13 protein-coding genes are annotated in these 16,136 nt (G+C 58.6%); 4 read left to right on the top strand and 9 right to left on the bottom strand.

Annotated features, from left to right (window positions below):
- Positions 1–37 precede the first annotated feature (37 nt).
- From DSM25558_RS03510 to DSM25558_RS03495, 4 genes are all read right to left on the bottom strand, one after another.
- Positions 38–1,384 carry a TldD/PmbA family protein gene (locus DSM25558_RS03510; RefSeq protein WP_077101823.1) on the bottom strand — a complete coding sequence of 449 codons (1,347 nt, stop codon included), beginning with the start codon at positions 1,382–1,384 and terminating at the stop codon, positions 38–40.
- A 90-nt stretch (positions 1,385–1,474) separates the two neighbouring features.
- Positions 1,475–2,305, bottom strand: a complete 831-nt coding sequence (locus tag DSM25558_RS03505; RefSeq protein WP_077101902.1) for a patatin-like phospholipase family protein — start codon at positions 2,303–2,305, stop codon at positions 1,475–1,477.
- Between the two features lie 207 nt (positions 2,306–2,512).
- Positions 2,513–3,070, bottom strand: a complete 558-nt coding sequence (gene rsmD, locus DSM25558_RS03500) for a 16S rRNA (guanine(966)-N(2))-methyltransferase RsmD (protein WP_077101821.1) — start codon at positions 3,068–3,070, stop codon at positions 2,513–2,515.
- Positions 3,051–5,099 carry a pseudouridine synthase gene (locus tag DSM25558_RS03495; protein WP_077101819.1) on the bottom strand — a complete coding sequence of 683 codons (2,049 nt, stop codon included), beginning with the start codon at positions 5,097–5,099 and terminating at the stop codon, positions 3,051–3,053. The genes rsmD and DSM25558_RS03495 overlap by 20 nt, the downstream gene beginning before the upstream one ends.
- Before the next feature lie 72 nt (positions 5,100–5,171).
- Between DSM25558_RS03495 and DSM25558_RS03490 the strand changes: the two genes are divergently transcribed.
- Positions 5,172–5,636, top strand: coding sequence for a nucleoside deaminase (locus tag DSM25558_RS03490; RefSeq protein WP_077101817.1), 465 nt, complete (start codon positions 5,172–5,174; stop codon positions 5,634–5,636).
- 196 nt (positions 5,637–5,832) lie between these two features.
- Here the strand turns inward: DSM25558_RS03490 and DSM25558_RS03485 are convergent, their stop codons facing one another.
- From DSM25558_RS03485 to chrA, 5 genes are all read right to left on the bottom strand, one after another.
- Positions 5,833–6,459, bottom strand: coding sequence for a hypothetical protein (locus DSM25558_RS03485; RefSeq protein ID WP_371479402.1), 627 nt, complete (start codon positions 6,457–6,459; stop codon positions 5,833–5,835).
- A gap of 126 nt (positions 6,460–6,585) precedes the next feature.
- On the bottom strand, positions 6,586–9,543 hold the full coding sequence (gene ileS / locus DSM25558_RS03480; protein ID WP_077101898.1) for an isoleucine--tRNA ligase: 2,958 nt from the start codon (positions 9,541–9,543) through the stop codon (positions 6,586–6,588).
- A 252-nt stretch (positions 9,544–9,795) separates the two neighbouring features.
- Positions 9,796–10,776: a bifunctional riboflavin kinase/FAD synthetase gene (locus DSM25558_RS03475; RefSeq protein WP_077101815.1), complete on the bottom strand. Its 981-nt coding sequence runs from the start codon at positions 10,774–10,776 to the stop codon at positions 9,796–9,798.
- 15 nt (positions 10,777–10,791) lie between these two features.
- Positions 10,792–11,640: a TIGR01459 family HAD-type hydrolase gene (locus tag DSM25558_RS03470; protein ID WP_077101812.1), complete on the bottom strand. Its 849-nt coding sequence runs from the start codon at positions 11,638–11,640 to the stop codon at positions 10,792–10,794.
- Positions 11,641–11,729: 89 nt separating this feature from the next.
- The gene (gene chrA, locus DSM25558_RS03465) at positions 11,730–13,058 is read right to left on the bottom strand and encodes a chromate efflux transporter (protein WP_077101810.1); all 1,329 of its coding nucleotides are present in this window, start codon (positions 13,056–13,058) and stop codon (positions 11,730–11,732) included.
- A 172-nt stretch (positions 13,059–13,230) separates the two neighbouring features.
- Here chrA and groES point away from each other — a divergent pair, with 172 nt between their 5' ends.
- The 3 genes from groES (at position 13,231) to DSM25558_RS03450 (ending at position 16,100) form a co-directional block, all read left to right on the top strand.
- On the top strand, positions 13,231–13,527 hold the full coding sequence (groES, locus tag DSM25558_RS03460; protein WP_045229730.1) for a co-chaperone GroES: 297 nt from the start codon (positions 13,231–13,233) through the stop codon (positions 13,525–13,527).
- Positions 13,528–13,591: 64 nt separating this feature from the next.
- A complete protein-coding gene (gene groL / locus DSM25558_RS03455) occupies positions 13,592–15,226 on the top strand; it encodes a chaperonin GroEL (RefSeq protein WP_077101808.1) in 1,635 nt (544 codons plus the stop codon).
- A 130-nt stretch (positions 15,227–15,356) separates the two neighbouring features.
- Complete coding sequence (locus tag DSM25558_RS03450; protein ID WP_077101806.1) at positions 15,357–16,100, top strand: hypothetical protein; 744 nt, start codon at positions 15,357–15,359, stop codon at positions 16,098–16,100.
- Positions 16,101–16,136 lie beyond the last annotated feature (36 nt).

Raw genomic sequence — 16,136 nt, 5'->3', positions numbered from 1 at the left:
CGGCCATTGTCCCCAAAGCAACCGATGAATGGTGCTATCAGCGTCCCGCTATGGTCATGCCTTCGATAGCGATCGTCGGTGCAGCAACGCCAAATTTGCGGTCTATGTCGTTTGCAGGGGTCAGCCGCATGAACATATCCTTGAGGTTGGAGGCGATCGTCACCTCGGAGACCGGGAATGCCTTTTCGCCATTCTCGATCCAGAAGCCGCTTGCGCCGCAGCTATATTCGCCCGTCAGCAGATTGGCACCATGGCCGATCAGTTCGGTCACATAAAAGCCGGTGCCGACCTGCGCGATCAAATCTTCCGGCGAGATATCGCCCGGCTCCAGCGCCAGATTGGTGGAGGACGGAGACACGGACGTTCCGCCGCGCACGCCGCGTCCGTTGGTTTCCAGACCGATTTCGCGGGCGGTCGATGTCGAGAGGAACCAGTGCTTCAAAACACCGTCCTCAATCATGACAAGCTTTTCGCCGCGCACGCCTTCACCATCGAAAGGACGCGACGACGCGCCGCGCACGATCTGCGGATCGTCGGTGATAACAAGGCCCTTTTTCAGAACCTGCTGGCCCATCTTGTCGCGCAGAAAGCTGGTCTTGCGCGCAACCGACGCACCATTGATGGCACCGGCAATGCCGCCGACAAAGCCGCGGGCGATGCGTGGGTCGAACACGACGGTTATATTGCTGCCGGTATCGACCTGCCGGGGATTAATGCGCTTGACTGCTTTCTCACCCGCGCGGCGGCCGATGTCTTCAGGCTTGTCGAGATCGGCGAAATAAAGGCGGCTGTCATAGTCGTAATCGCGCTCCATCTTGGTGCCCTCACCGGCGATGACGCTGACGGAGCGGCCGAAGCGGCTGCCCATGTAGCTGCCGGAAAAACCGTGCGAGGTGACCAGCACCATGCCACCCATGCCGCTGGAAGCACCGGCACCTGATGAATTGCTAACGCCCGGAACGGCGAGCGCCTCTTCTTCCGCCGCAAGCGCTGCTTCGCGCAATTGGTCAGCGGAAACTTCGGTTGGGTCGAACAATTGCAGATCATCGTAAGACTTTGCCAGCCGGTTGCTGTCCGCAAGGCAGGCATAGGGGTCTTCCGGCGACACCTTGGCCATGGCCACCGCACGTTCCGCCAATGTCTTCAGGTCGAAACCGGGATTGGCCGAAACGCTGGCGACGCGTTTGCCGACGAAGACGCGCAGCGAAAAATCATCGCTCTCGGATGACTCGGTGCTTTCCACCTTGCCGAGCCGCACGCCGACGGATTGCGACCGCGACCGCACGATGACGGCATCCGCCTCATCGGCACCAGCGCGGCGGGCCATATCAACCAGTTCGCTAGCGCGCTCGAGAAGCTTGGAGGAATCGATATCTGAGGACATGGGTTAAGCCTTTCGTTGACCTTCATTTATTGCGGCGCACCTGCCGCATCAAGGCCAAAGCGGCATTTCACCGGTAATTGAGGGAAATGCCTACACGTCCACGCCGTGGCCTCGATGATAAAGCTCCACCTGCATCTCGATCTGGCGCTTGAGATCGTCCTTGCTGACCTGGGATTCGGCCAGCACCTCGTGCGCCTTGCGGAAATCCAGCACCTTGAAACGGTTGACCGGCGGGCGCAGGAAAATATGTGGCGGGTGCATGCGCAGCTTCAACGAGATCACCGATTGCATCATCAACTGGCTGGCACCGAACAGGCTCTCGAAACGGCTGGGCATCGTCGTGCCATCGCCTTCCGGCCCGCCGACCACGTCCACCGCAATCACGATATCCGCCTTATCCAGCAGATGATCGTAAGGCACCGGATTGAAAATTCCGCCATCGATCATGATGCGGTCATTCATGCGAATGGGCATGAACAGGGCGGGAATGGCCGAGGAAGCTGCAAGCGCCTGACGCAGATCGCCGCTTTCGACGATGACCTCCGACTGCGCATAATAATCTGTTGCCGTCACCTTCAGCGGGATTTTCAGCCCTTCGAAGGTCTTTGGCATCGCAGATGGCAGCAGAGCATCGAGAACGAGCTCCAGATTGAACTGTCCCAGGCGAAAGCCGAACACGGCGTGGCGCATGGAGGCAGGGCCGAGGCTCCAGAGCTTGTTGGCAACGCTGCCCTTTTTGCCCATCAGTTCCAGCGTGTATTCTCTGATGTCGCGGCCACTCATGCCAGCGGCCATGCCGGCACCGATAATGGAACCGATGGACGAACCGGCAATGGCTGTGGGACGAATACCGAGCTCATCCAGCGCTTCAACGATATTGATATGGCAGATGCCGCGTGCGCCACCACCACCCAGGGCCAGCGCGAATGTCGGATCGCGGACTTCTTTTACGCGGGCTTCTCTGGCAGCTTCTTCGCGTTTACGCTTTTTGCCAGAGAGTTTCTTTTTCTTTTCAGCCACGGGTGCGGCCTCTCCTTCAAGTCATTTCGCTTCCCGCTCTATGACACAAAGACGACAGGAGAGTGACGCACGACTGCAACCTCGTGCATCACCGCCTGCAAAGACGTATCAAGGCTCGTAGCGGTAAAAATGCATGATGGAATCCCCGAAGGTGCGACTTTCCATCAGCTTGAACGCCGGATCGACCGTCACGAGGACATCCGCGCGTTCTTCGAGAATGGCCAAAGCACCCGGTACCAGCCAACCGCCGAGATGCGCCGCTACAAAGGCTTTTTCGCCCTGCCCCTGAGCATAGGGTGGGTCTGCAAACAAGACATCGAAGGGCTCGATATTATTCACGCTGCCGAGCTTGGTGGCATCGCGGCGCAAAATGCGCGCACGACCGTGCAGACCGAGAGCATCGATATTTTCCCACAACAGACCCCTGCCCTCGACGCCGTTTTCAACGAACAGGGCAACGCGGCAACCACGCGACAGGGCTTCGAGCCCCACCGCGCCTGTTCCGGCGAAGACATCGAGAATCCGCGTCCCATCCAGACTTTCCGGATAAGCGTGGCTCAGGATATTGAAGAGGCTTTCACGCGTACGATCGATAGTCGGCCTGATTGCATTCGATTTCGGAGCGGCCAGTGACCGGCCGCGAAACTCACCGCCTACGATCCGCATTACGCGTCATTCCCCTGTTTCCAGTCGGTTTGCTTCCAGTCGGCTTACCACCCGGACCTTTGCCACCGGGACCGCTGCCGCCAGGTCCCTTGTTTCCGGGACCCTTGCCCGAAAAACCGCCTTCGGAGCGCTCGCCGCGCGGTTTTCCGAACGCTGGCTTGCCTGCAGAACCACCCGGCTTGCCGCCAGAGGGCCTGCCTTCGCGCGGCTTATCGCCAAACGGCTTTGCGCCACGGGGCTTGTCACCGAAAGGACGATCCGAGCGTGGACGATCTCCGTCCTCACGGGGCTTGCGGTCGCCATAGGGGCGTTCGCTGCGTTCACCAGTGCGCGCCGGACGGTCGCCAAATGATCTTTCTGGACGCGCGGGGCGGTCGCCTCGGTCTGGACGATCCCCGAAGGACCGTTCGCCACGAGGACGCTCTGCGCGGTCGCCACCTTCACGCGGCTTACGGTCATCGTAGGGGCGCTCACTGCGTTCGCCGCCGCGTGCGGGACGATCACCAAAAGGTTTGCCGCCACGGTCCGGGCGGTCCCCAAACGACCGTTCGCCACGAGGGCGCTCTGCACGGTCGCCGCCTTCACGTGGCTTGCGGTCACCGAACGGGCGGTCGCTGCGTTCGCCACCACGGGCGGGACGATCACCAAAGGATTTGCCGCCGCGGTCTCCACGGTCGCCGCCCTTGCCGCGTCCACGGCTTTCATCCTGCGCGGGCTTGTCGGCGCGGATCCATTCGCCATCGACATCCTTGTGTCTGACGATCGCGCGCCGGGCATCGGCTTCCGCTGATGGTTTGAAGACGCTTTCGGCTTCATCCCGGTAAGACTTGCGTTCCTTGCCGTCGCGGGTTGGCCTGGCACCCGGTGCCATCCACACATTGGCCGTGCGGTTGCTGCCCATTGGTGGACGCTTGGGGCCGCGATCTTCCTGACCTTCATCACGGCCCTTGGCGAAAGGTTTGCCTGGACGTTTGCCATCCGGCTTTCCCTGCGCGCCATCGCGAAGATTATCTCGCTTTTCGGCAAAGTTGCCACCGCGTGGGTTCTGCTCCGCGGCACCTCGCTTGGTCCATTCGGACTTGACGGGACGCGGAGCTGGGGCCTCGTCTTCATCGCCAACCGCATCATAGATCGGCGCATCGAAATTGGCACCAGCCGCTTCAATGAGGCGTGGACCCAACTGGTCACGCAGCATACGGCCACGCACTTCCACGACCTGGCTTTCCGGCAGGTCGCCAAGCTGGAAGGGACCATAGGAAATACGGATAAGACGGTTCACTTCAAGGCCGAGAGCGCCGAGAACGTTCTTGATTTCACGGTTCTTGCCTTCGCGAAGACCCATGGTGATCCAGACGTTACGGCCCTGGGTGCGGTCCAACGTCGCCTCGATTGCGCCGTAGAGCACGCCATCGACAGCGATGCCTTCCTTCAACTTATCGAGTGCCGCCTGATCGACTTCGCCGTGGGCGCGAACGCGGTAGCGGCGCAGCCAGCCGGTGGTCGGCAGTTCGAGAACGCGCGACAGACCGCCATCATTGGTCAGCAGCAGCAGGCCTTCGGTGTTGATATCCAGACGCCCGATGGACAGGACGCGCGGAAGCTCCTTCGGCAGGTTGTCGAAAACGGTTGGACGTCCTTCCGGATCGGAATTGGTTGTCACCAGACCTGACGGCTTGTGGTAGAGCCAAAGGCGCGTACGCTCGGCACCACGGATCGGTTCGCCATCAACCTCGATTTTGTCATCGAGGGTGGCGTTCACGACGGGGCTGTCAAGCTTCACGCCATTCAGCGAGACGCGACCTTCCATGATCATCCGCTCGACATCGCGGCGCGAGGCCACACCTGCGCGGGCGATGATCTTGGAAATACGCTCGGGTTTTGCCGCTGCGGTCTCCGCGACAGCGCTTTCCGTTTTTGCCACGAACGGCTTTTTCTCGCGCGCGGCATCGGGCTTGCCGGAGGACTTCGGCTTGCTATCCCGATCGAATGTCTTAGCCCCAGCGCGCTTCGGCTTGTCTTTGAATGTCATTTGTTGTTTGCCTGTTGTTTGGCGTGTCCTATCAGGTCACGCGGCACTGGTTAAGAGGAAATTGCACGAACTATGGCGGAAACGACGCATTTCATGGACTTGGCGCTTGCCGAAGCGCAAGCAGCGGGCTCCCGTGACGAGGTACCCATCGGTGCCGTGCTGGTGCTGGATGGCCGCATCATTGCCCGTTCCGGCAACCGAACCCGCGAACTGAACGACGTGACTGCCCATGCCGAAATCGCCGTTATCCGCATGGCATGCGAGGAACTGGGCCAGGAAAGGCTGACCGGCGCCGACCTCTACGTCACGCTAGAGCCATGCACCATGTGCGCCGCCGCCATCTCCTTTGCCCGCATCCGCCGCCTGTATTATGGCGCGAACGATCCCAAAGGTGGCGCGGTGGAAAGTGGCGTGCGGTTTTTCAATCAGCCCACCTGCCACCACGCGCCGGAGGTTTATTCAGGTTTGGCGGAGATGGAGAGTGCGAAGATTTTGCGTGGGTTTTTTCAAGGGAAGCGGAATGATAGCGGAGTGTAGGTGGGGTTGGAGCGGTTGCTACGCTCGCCCCACACTCAACGTCATCCTCGGGCTTGACCCGAGGATCTAACCACGTTGACGTAGGGGTTCGTTAGATCCTCGGGTCAAGCCCGAGGATGACGGAGGTTGAGTTTGCCGTGACCTTAAGACAACGACGTAGGCAAGTTCATACCCGCCTCACAAACCAGAAAATCCCCTACTGGAACGGGTTCCACCAGCTTTTGCCAGTGTTGGCCATGGCTGCATTCTTCTTGCGTTCTTTTTCTTTTTTCGCTTCCGGCTCGCCCAGGTCAGCCAACTGATCCTGTGGCAAGTTGCGGTATTCAACCGGCGGGTCGGTGAGGAATTTGCGCTGGTTGCTATTCACGACGGTGCCGCCTTGCGCGTCGGCCTTGGCCTTGCGGAAGGCTTCCCACTTCTGGCTTTCGGTCATCTGACCGTTGGTGCCGTTACCGGCGAGAAGCGGTGAACGATAATGCGGGTTGTCCTTGTTGGCGTCGGCTTCCTGGCGCAGACGCTCGCGCGCCTCTTCCGGTGTTTCCGGCCATTGCGGGTTGGTTTCGCGGTTGGCAAGGCTCTGCTGCGGCTGCGTCAGTTGATCTGCGCGTGCCTGTGCTGGCACAACGAGGCCGGGGCGCGGATTGTATTTCAGGTTACGCTTGTCCTGGTTGCCCGTAATCGACGTGGCGCTACCAAGATCGTCCACCAGCTGTTCAGCCGAAGTCTTTCCCGTGCCGTAGGTCGGGCTGGTGCATGCGCTCAGCGCAAGGCCAACAGTCACTGCGCCCGCAATCGTGCCATACATGCGAAAACTCTGCGTCATGCTCATGGAAACCCTTCCGCCCAAGCCGTCCAGACGACCGGCAGCCCGCATTGGTGCTAAAATCCGGCCATTTTCAGGCAGGTTTACCGGATGAACGCCCAAAGTGCAATTCATCCGGCACTTTTCTTAAATGGCTACACCCAATTCGCGGAGTGCAGCGGCATCACGCGCCGAGACATCGGGAAATGCAGCGTCCGAGCCGACATCTGTAGTGATGCGCCATGAACGGGCGCATTTGCGGCCTTCGGCCAGCTTCTGCTCGACGGAAACATTCTGCACTTCGCCCAGACGGAAGGCCTCTGCCGGGCCTTCACCCGATGCGACCGAGATGCCCGAAGTGATACAGATTTCCGCGAAATCCTGACCTTCAAGCGCTGCCAGAAGTTCGGGATCGGCAACATACACCACAGGAGCCGCTTCCAAAGACGAGCCGATGCGCTTTTCACGGCGCTCGACTTCCAGGGCGCCTGTTACGACCGTGCGCACCTTGCGGATTTTGTCCCACTTGGCTTCCAACGCCTCGTTCTTCCACTCGGCTGGAATCTGCGGGAACTGCACGAGGTGGACCGATTCCGCGTCGGAATATCGCGAAAGCCACGCTTCTTCCGTCGTGAACGGCAGCATCGGGGCAAGCCATGTGACGAGGCAATCGAACAGCTTTGCGATGACCGATAGCGATGCACGACGCTTCAGCGACGACGGCGCATCGCAATAGAGCGCATCCTTGCGGATATCGAAGTAGAAAGCCGACAGCTCGACATTGGCGAAATCGATCAGCGCACGAGTGATCTTCTTGAACTCGAAAGCGTCATAGCCTTCGCGCACGACCGTATCCAGTTCGGACAGACGGTGCAGCACCAGCTTTTCCAGCTCCGGCAGATCGGCATAGGCAATCTCTTCGCCCTTGTCGTGCGCCAGCGTGCCCAGCATCCAGCGGATGGTGTTGCGCAATTTGCGATAGGAATCGACATTGGTCTGGATGATGGCCTTGCCCAGACGCTGGTCTTCCCAGTAATCCGTGGTCATGACCCACAGACGCAGGATATCCGCACCGGACTCCTTCATCACATCCTGCGGAGCCACCACGTTGCCGAGCGACTTGGACTGCTTGCGACCCTGCTCATCCATGGTGAAACCATGGGTGACGACAGCGTTATACGGCGCACGACCGCGCGTCGCGCAGCTTTCCAGCAGCGACGAGTGGAACCAGCCACGATGCTGGTCGGAGCCTTCCAAATAGACATCCGCAGGCCATTTCAGGTCTGGGCGATCTTCCAGCGTGAAGGTGTGCGTGCAGCCCGAGTCGAACCAGACGTCGAGGATATCGCGCACCTGATGCCACTTGGCGTGATCATGGTCGTTGCCGAGGAAACGTTCCTTGGCACCGTCGGCAAACCATGCGTCCGCGCCTTCGGCCTCGAAGGCCTCCAGAATGCGGGCGTTTACGGCCTCGTCCAGCAGCACTTCGCCATGCTCATCGGCAAAGACGGCGATGGGAACGCCCCAGGCGCGCTGGCGCGACAGCACCCAATCCGGGCGGTTTTCGATCATGGCGCGCAGGCGGTTCTGGCCAGCGGCAGGCACGAAACGGGTATCGTCGATGGCCGACAGTGAGCGCGAGCGCAGCGTGGTGCCATCGCCCAGTTCCTTGTCCATATATACGAACCATTGTGGCGTATTACGGAAGATGACCGGCTTCTTGGAGCGCCAGCTATGCGGATAGCTGTGCTTCAGACGGCCACGGGCAAACAGATTGTTGGCCGCGATCAGCGCCTTGATGACGCGCTCGTTTGCGTCACCCTTCTTGCCGTTGTCGTCCATAACGCGGGCAGCGCCGCCTTCAGCCGATGGGCCGAAACCGGGGGCATCTTCGGTGTAGAAACCATCATCGCCAACGGGGAACGGGATTTTGGACGAAATGCCACGCGCTTCGATTTCGCGAGCCTTAGAGGTCCACGCGTCAAAGTCTTCGCGACCGTGGCTTGGTGCTGTGTGGACGAAGCCCGTGCCTGCATCATCGGTGACGTGATCGCCGTCGAGAAGTGGGACGGCGAAGTCGTAGCCAAGGTCGGCCAGCGGATGGGCGCAGGTGATCGCAGCCAGTTCTTCCGCAGTGACAGGACGAACGAGCTTAAATGTCAGCTTTGCCTTCTTGGCGGCTTCGTCGGCCAGCTTGGTCGCGAAGATCAGCTTTTCGCCGGGCTGTGGGCCAAAGTCGTTCTCAGCGGATTCGACTTCGAACAAGCCGTAAGGGAAGCGCGAGGAGAAGGAGATCGCGCGGTTGCCGGGGATGGTCCAAGGTGTTGTGGTCCAGATGACGACGGATGCATGATAAAGATCGGAGCGAAGCTCATCCTTTCGAGCGACCGAAGCAGCCGCGTCAGGATTGAAACCCAAATCGTACGTTGCGACAGGGAACTTCACCCAGATCATGTCGCTCTCGACATCGGCATACTCGACCTCGGCCTCAGCCAAAGCCGTACGCTCGACAACCGACCACATGACCGGCTTCGACCCACGATAAAGCTGTCCGCTCTTGGCGATCTTCAATAGCTCGCCAGCGATCCGGGCTTCCGAATGGAAGTTCATGGTCGTATAGGGTTGTTCGAAATCGCCCTCGATGCCGAGACGCTTGAACTCGGCGGATTGCTTCTCGATCCAGCCAGCAGCGAACTCACGGCATTCCTGGCGGAATTCGTTGATCGGAACCTCGTCCTTGTTCTTGCCCTTGGCGCGGTAGGCTTCCTCGATCTTCCACTCGATGGGAAGGCCGTGGCAGTCCCAGCCGGGAACGTAGTTCGAGTCAAAACCGCGCATCTGGAACGAGCGGGTGATGACGTCCTTAAGGATCTTGTTCAGCGCGTGGCCGATGTGGATGTTGCCGTTGGCATAGGGAGGGCCATCATGCAGCACGAATTTTTCGCGGCCAGCGGCGGAAGCGCGCAGCTTCTTGTAGAGCCCCATTTGCTGCCAGCGGGCAACCGTTTCCGGCTCCTTCTGCGGCAGACCGGCGCGCATGGGGAAATCCGTCTGCGGTAGGTATAGCGTTTTGGAATAGTCGATCGTCTGTGCGGTGTCGTTCATGATCATACCGTTATGCGGCGCCCCGAATGAGAACAATCTCAGGGTCACGCCGTCTTGAGTGCAAGAGGGCTAAAGCGGAGGGCGCTCAAGGCAAGCGCCGAAATCCCGGACCTTTCGGCTGCTTACTGCGCGCGAAAGGCCGGGCCAATAATTCGGGATATGAACGTCAACCGAAATTTGTACATGGGCGACTGTTTATGTGTTTTTCCAGCATTTGAAAAGCGAATAGATGCTGCGCAAGTGCTATCGGTTTCAAAAAGCGATCAACGCATCCAGTTCGCCCAGCGGTTTGACGCCTGCAAGCAGCGCCCTCGCCTCTTCCTCATCTCGTTTGATCTGCGCCACCAGTGGCTCTAGCCCATCGAACTTCAACTCGTCGCGCAGGTGGCCGAAGAAGGATACCGAACACAACTCGCCGTAGAGGTCGCCGGAGAAATCGAAAACGAACGTTTCCAGCAGCGCCGCGCCGTTATCCGTAACGGTGGGTCGATAGCCGAAGCTGGCCACGCCGTCATAAAGCCTGCCATCCATGCGGCGGAACCGTACCGCGTAGATACCGGGCTTCAGTCCCGTTTCCGGCGGCAAGGCCATGTTGGCGGTCGGGTAGCCTAGCGTGCGGCCAAGCTTCTGCCCGCCAATCACTTCCGCCTCGACTGTGTAACGGTAACCCAGCAGGCCTGCGGCACCCACAACGTCGCCTTGCAACAGCAATTCCCTGATGCGGCTGGACGACACGACGTCGGCGCCCTCATCGCGGAAGGCATCCACCAGCGTCACGTCGAAACCATGGCGACGACCGGCTTCCATCAAAAATGCCGGACCGCCTTCGCGACCCTTGCCGAAATGGAAATCGAAGCCGGTGACGACAGCGCTGGCACCCAGCCAGTCGACCAGGACGGATTTGACGAAATCTTCTGCTGAACGCTGCGCGAAATCGCGGTCGAACGGATATTCGATGACGGACTGAAAGCCTTCGGCCGCCAGCAACCGTGCCTTGACTGGGGCTGGCGTCAGCCGGAACACCGGCGTTTCCGGGCGAAACACCGTTCTCGGATGCGGTTCGAATGTCAGGGCCAAAACCGGAATGTTACGAGCCCGCGCCAACTCCAGCGCACGGTCCAGCACGGCACGATGGCCGCGGTGCACACCATCGAAGTTACCGATGGCAACCAGGCCGCCCTTGAGGTTATCCGGCAGCGGTTCTTTCTTCTCGTTGCGATGAAAAACGGTCATGGGCAAACTCTGTTCTCAAGCGAGACGCGGCATCCACCAGCCGGGGGCTGCGTTCTGGCTTTTGAGGTAAGCATTCATCAGAGCCTCGTCGGTCTCGCCATTCAGCGTATATTCCGCCGCGTGAATGCCGCCACTGACATAAAGAAGCTGGAGGCCTGCATCGATGGCACCCTTCACATCCGTCGGCATACCGTCACCGATGGCCAGCACGCGATCTTTGGAAAACTCGCCGCGAACCTCTTTTGCCGCAGCAAGGCACGCCTCATAAATCGGCGAATGCGGCTTGCCTGCGATACGCACCTCACCACCAAGCTGCTCATAATAGGCAGCCATGGCACCGGCGCAGGGAATGATGCGCTCACCGCGCTCCACAACCAGATCCGGGTTGGCGCAGATCATCGGCACGGAGCGAGTAATGAAGCCCTTGAGCATATCCGTGTAGTCTTCGGGCGTTTCGGTTTCGTCATCGAAAAAGCCGGTGCAGACAACGGCCGTCGCTTCTGCTTCTGTGGCGATCTCGACATCCAGACCTTCCAGTAACGGCAGGTCACGCTCAGGGCCGAGAAGAAAGATTTTTTTCGGCCCTACGGCAATCAGACCACGCGTTACATCGCCAGATGTGACGATACGGTCATAAGCGCTATCGGAAATGCCGAAAGCCCGCAATTGCGCAATGACGCCGGGCGCCGGGCGCGGTGAATTGGTGATGAGCACCACAGTCTTGCCCGCCTTGCGCGCCGCTTCCAGTGCAATAGCGGCATCCGGAAAAACGGACACACCATTGTGCAACACCCCCCACACATCAGACAGAATAACGTCGAACTGAGCGGTGATGTCGCCAAGCGTGGCAATGCGATGGGCCATTTAATAATTCCAAGCGTTCCGTGAATTCACGCTGTGACATCGCAAAGCGGGATGGCGATGGCAAGCGAAAAAGCAGGACTCCAGGCCGGTTATGTCAACCAGAGCCTTACGAAACCCGCTGCGATGCACAATCCCAAAACCGGCAGCATGCCCAGTTTCAAACGGAAAAGCATGATGGCAGAGACGATGAACAGGCAAAGCGAAAACAGATCGAGCGTCTGCCAGACTGGCCACGACACCTGGAGATTGACGGCGGGCAGAAGCGGAATCCGCTCGATCTCGCCGAACAGCACATGCAGGCCAAACCAGACGGACAGATTGAGAATGACCCCGACAACCGCCGCCGTAATCGCCGAAAGCGCCGCCGACAGCAGGCGGTTATGGCGCAGCTTTTCCATATAAGGCGCGCCTGCGAAGATGAACATGAAGCTCGGCACGAAGGTTGCCCATGCCGCAACGCTGGCACCCAGAATGCCTGCTGTCATTGGGTCGAACAATCCAGGATGACGGAAGGCGGCAAGAAACCCGATGTAGGACAGGACGAGCACCAATGGACCCGGCGTCGCCTCTGCCAGCGCCAGCCCATCCAGCATCTCACCCGGCATCATCCAGCCATGCGTTTCCACCGCCACCTGCGCCACATAGGCCAGCACCGCATAGGCACCTCCGAATGTCACCACGGCCATTTTGGAAAAGAATATCTGCAGATCGACGAGCGTCCCTGGTCCGCTAGTGACCCACAAGAGCAGCAATGGCAATTGCCAGATCACGACACCAACCAGCAGGCCTCGAACCAGCCTTTTCCATGAGGGTGAGGCTGTATCGACCTCCAATAGTTCGATTTGCGGCAGTGTGTTGCCTCTTGCTTTTAAGAAGCAGACAAGCCCGGCGGCCAGAATGACCAGCGGAAACGGAACCCCGAAAAAGAACAGAGCCACGAAGGCAGCAGCCGCTATGCCCACCAGAAAACGGCTGGTCAGCGCCCTTTTGGCGACCCGCAGCAACGCTTCCATGACGATGGCCAGAACACCTGCTTTGAGGCCGGACAGCAACGCGGGCAACCAGTGCGTATCCTGATAAAGCGCGTAGGCTGCTGCCAGCGCGACGATGACCATAAACCCCGGCAGAACGAACAGCGCGCCAGCGACGATGCCGCCCCGCCTGCCATGCAGCAACCAGCCGGAATAGGTCGCCAGTTGTTGTGCCTCTGGTCCCGGCAAAAGCATGCAATAATTCAATGCGTGGAGGAAGCGCTGCTCCGATAGCCAGCCCCTCTCATCCACCAGCACACGGTGCATCAGACCGATCTGTCCAGCAGGTCCGCCGAAACTCAGCAAGCCGATGCGACCGAACACGGCGGTCATCTCCAAAAAGGAAGGGCGTGCAGGGGAAATATCGTCGCGTAAAAATTCTGTCATACGGCGGTAGTAACCATTTTACATGAAATTTTTCCGACAGCCTGTCCTTGACTCAGTCCCATAGCCTGCTTATCTCCGTCTCGCTGGCACTCCACAACAGGGAGTGCTAACAATCATCACTCGGACCTTTTTGTGAGGTTCGTTCAGGTCATTTGATCGAGGGATTAGACTAATGACAAGCACAACATTCCGTCCGCTGCATGACCGCGTCGTTGTTCGTCGCGTTGAGTCTGAAGCAAAGACAAAGGGCGGCATCATCATTCCTGATACCGCCAAGGAAAAGCCACAGGAAGGCGAAATCGTCGCTGTTGGTACCGGCGCTCGCGATGATAGCGGCAAGCTCGTTCCTTTGGACGTCAAGGCTGGCGACCGCGTTCTGTTCGGCAAGTGGTCCGGCACCGAAGTCAAGCTCGACGGCGAAGACCTTCTGATCATGAAGGAATCCGACATCATGGGCGTTATCGGCTGATTTAGCCGGTTCTTCTCACCTTTCCATGACAACCAATGGGCAATGAGCCCGGGAGTTTGCTACAATGGCAGCTAAAGAAATTAAATTCGGCCGCACAGCGCGCGAAAAGATGCTCAAGGGCGTCGACGTTCTCGCAGACGCAGTGAAGGTAACGCTTGGTCCTAAGGGCCGTAACGTCATCATCGACAAGTCCTTCGGCGCACCGCGCATCACCAAGGACGGCGTTTCTGTCGCCAAGGAAATCGAACTCGAAGACAAGTTCGAAAACATGGGCGCACAGATGGTCCGCGAAGTTGCTTCGAAGACCAACGACATCGCCGGTGACGGCACGACGACTGCGACCGTTCTTGCACAGGCCATCGTTCGCGAAGGCAACAAGGCTGTTGCAGCCGGCATGAACCCAATGGATCTCAAGCGCGGTATCGACCTCGCTGTGTCCGAAGTCGTCAAGGACCTTCAGTCCAAGGCCAAGAAGATCTCCACTTCGGAAGAAGTTGCACAGGTCGGTACGATCTCTGCAAACGGCGACACGCAGGTCGGCAAGGACATTGCCGAAGCCATGCAGAAGGTTGGCAACGAAGGTGTTATCACCGTCGAAGAAGCCAAGACTGCTGAAACCGAACTTGAAGTCGTTGAAGGCATGCAGTTCGACCGGGGTTACCTGTCGCCTTACTTCGTCACCAACCCTGAAAAGATGGTTGCTGACCTGGAAGACGCTTACATTCTTCTCCACGAGAAGAAGCTTTCGAACCTTCAGGCCATGCTGCCTGTTCTCGAAGCTGTCGTTCAGACCGGCAAGCCACTCGTCATCATTGCTGAAGACGTTGAAGGCGAAGCTCTTGCTACGCTCGTCGTCAACAAGCTGCGTGGCGGCCTGAAGATTGCTGCTGTCAAGGCTCCTGGCTTCGGCGATCGCCGCAAGGCCATGCTCGAAGACATCGCGATCCTGACCGGCGGTACCGTTATCTCCGAAGATATCGGCATCAAGCTTGAAAACGTCACGCTCGACATGCTCGGCAAGGCGAAGAAAGTTTCGATCACCAAGGAAAACACAACGATCGTTGACGGTTCGGGCCAGAAGTCCGACATCGAAGGCCGCGTTGCGCAGATCAAGGCTCAGATCGAAGAAACATCTTCCGATTACGACCGCGAAAAGCTGCAGGAACGTCTTGCCAAGCTCGCTGGCGGCGTTGCCGTCATCCGCGTTGGCGGCTCCACGGAAATCGAAGTCAAGGAACGCAAGGACCGCATCGACGACGCTCTGAACGCGACGCGCGCTGCTGTTCAGGAAGGCATCGTCGCTGGCGGCGGTACTGCTCTTCTGCGCTCTTCCACGAAGATCACCGTCAAGGGTGCAAACGACGACCAGGAAGCTGGCATCAACATCGTTCGCCGCGCTCTTCAGTCGCTGGTTCGCCAGATCGCTGAAAACGCAGGTGACGAAGCCTCCATCGTTGTTGGCAAGATCCTCGAGAAGAACGAAGAGAACTGGGGCTACAACGCTCAGACCTCTGAATATGGCGACATGATTGCCATGGGTATCGTTGACCCGGTCAAGGTTGTTCGTACAGCTCTGCAGAACGCAGCTTCGGTTGCTTCCCTGCTGATCACGACAGAAGCCATGATTGCCGAACTTCCTAAGAAGGAATCGGCAATGCCACAGATGCCAGGCGGCGGAATGGGCGGTATGGACTTCTAAGAAGTCTTACCTTCTTGGAATACGGAAAGGCGGTCCTTGCGGGCCGCCTTTTTTGTTGCGGTGATTTCGGAGCCTCTATATCGTCAAACGAGAGCAGGACAGAATACGCAACCAAAGTGACGGAGCTCACGTGTCGGAAGCAGAAACGGAGCCAGCGGCGGTACGCGCAAGGATCCCGTCGTCTCTCTTTTATGAACGACTGCTTCTTTTGGTCGCTGCGGTGCTTATGTTTGCCGCAGGATCATGCGTTTACGACATCATCAGCCTGCCTGTGCCGGCACCGTCAAACACTGTCAGTTTTCTATCCGCCTTGCTGTATTCCGCCGTCTTCAGCTTCCCGTCCATAGTCCTCATCAATGCCCTTGTATATTTTGGCAAGATGTTCGACCCTCCCCCTGCCGAGAAGCGAAAATGGGACTTTCCAGGCTGGATATTGAAAAATCCCTATGCTGCCATCATCATCGGTCCGCTTGTGTTTATCTCACCGTTTCTCCTTATTTTCGGTCTTTCCGGTATCGTGTTTTTGTTTGCAGTCGGAATTGCGTTTTACGTAACGCCTAGGCTATTGGCCAAGGGACCTCTTGGGTACGTCCTGTTTCTAGCGATATCGCTGGCTGGCGGATGGATAGTTTCCATGCTCCTCTCCAATACACACAGGATAACTGAGTGCGAGGCCGATAAGACGGTGCCGCTTCGCTCCGGTGCGACAGTGCCGTGTGATGCTTACTCCTTCATAGAAAAGGCCGAAGGATTGCTCATCACACACGGCCAATCGTCCACCTTCGTGCCGCTGACAGATCTCGCGCCAGACGAGATTGAGGCACTGGGGCATAGAAGTTGGTTTATGCGAAGCGGGATCAGGCAGTACGACTGAGCCAAGGCCGAGACCGCGGATCACTGTCTTCAAATA

The organism is Agrobacterium sp. DSM 25558 (assembly GCF_900100825.1).
Classification (GTDB): Bacteria; Pseudomonadota; Alphaproteobacteria; order Rhizobiales; family Rhizobiaceae; genus Agrobacterium.
Note: the sequence above shows the minus strand (reverse complement) of the source record. Positions and strands in the feature narration are given on the sequence as shown.

What these genes read in the sequence shown, in the direction of transcription:
- DSM25558_RS03510 (WP_077101823.1), bottom strand. Translation starts at nt 1,384, where the DNA reads ATGTCCTCAGATATCGATTCCTCCAAGCTTCTCGAGCGCGCTAGCGAA.
- rsmD (WP_077101821.1), bottom strand. Translation starts at nt 3,070, where the DNA reads ATGCGGATCGTAGGCGGTGAGTTTCGCGGCCGGTCACTGGCCGCTCCG.
- DSM25558_RS03495 (WP_077101819.1), bottom strand. Translation starts at nt 5,099, where the DNA reads ATGACATTCAAAGACAAGCCGAAGCGCGCTGGGGCTAAGACATTCGAT.
- DSM25558_RS03490 (WP_077101817.1), top strand. Translation starts at nt 5,172, where the DNA reads ATGGCGGAAACGACGCATTTCATGGACTTGGCGCTTGCCGAAGCGCAA.
- DSM25558_RS03485 (WP_371479402.1), bottom strand. Translation starts at nt 6,459, where the DNA reads ATGACGCAGAGTTTTCGCATGTATGGCACGATTGCGGGCGCAGTGACT.
- ileS (WP_077101898.1), bottom strand. Translation starts at nt 9,543, where the DNA reads ATGAACGACACCGCACAGACGATCGACTATTCCAAAACGCTATACCTA.
- DSM25558_RS03475 (WP_077101815.1), bottom strand. Translation starts at nt 10,776, where the DNA reads ATGACCGTTTTTCATCGCAACGAGAAGAAAGAACCGCTGCCGGATAAC.
- DSM25558_RS03470 (WP_077101812.1), bottom strand. Translation starts at nt 11,640, where the DNA reads ATGGCCCATCGCATTGCCACGCTTGGCGACATCACCGCTCAGTTCGAC.
- chrA (WP_077101810.1), bottom strand. Translation starts at nt 13,058, where the DNA reads ATGACAGAATTTTTACGCGACGATATTTCCCCTGCACGCCCTTCCTTT.
- groES (WP_045229730.1), top strand. Translation starts at nt 13,231, where the DNA reads ATGACAAGCACAACATTCCGTCCGCTGCATGACCGCGTCGTTGTTCGT.
- groL (WP_077101808.1), top strand. Translation starts at nt 13,592, where the DNA reads ATGGCAGCTAAAGAAATTAAATTCGGCCGCACAGCGCGCGAAAAGATG.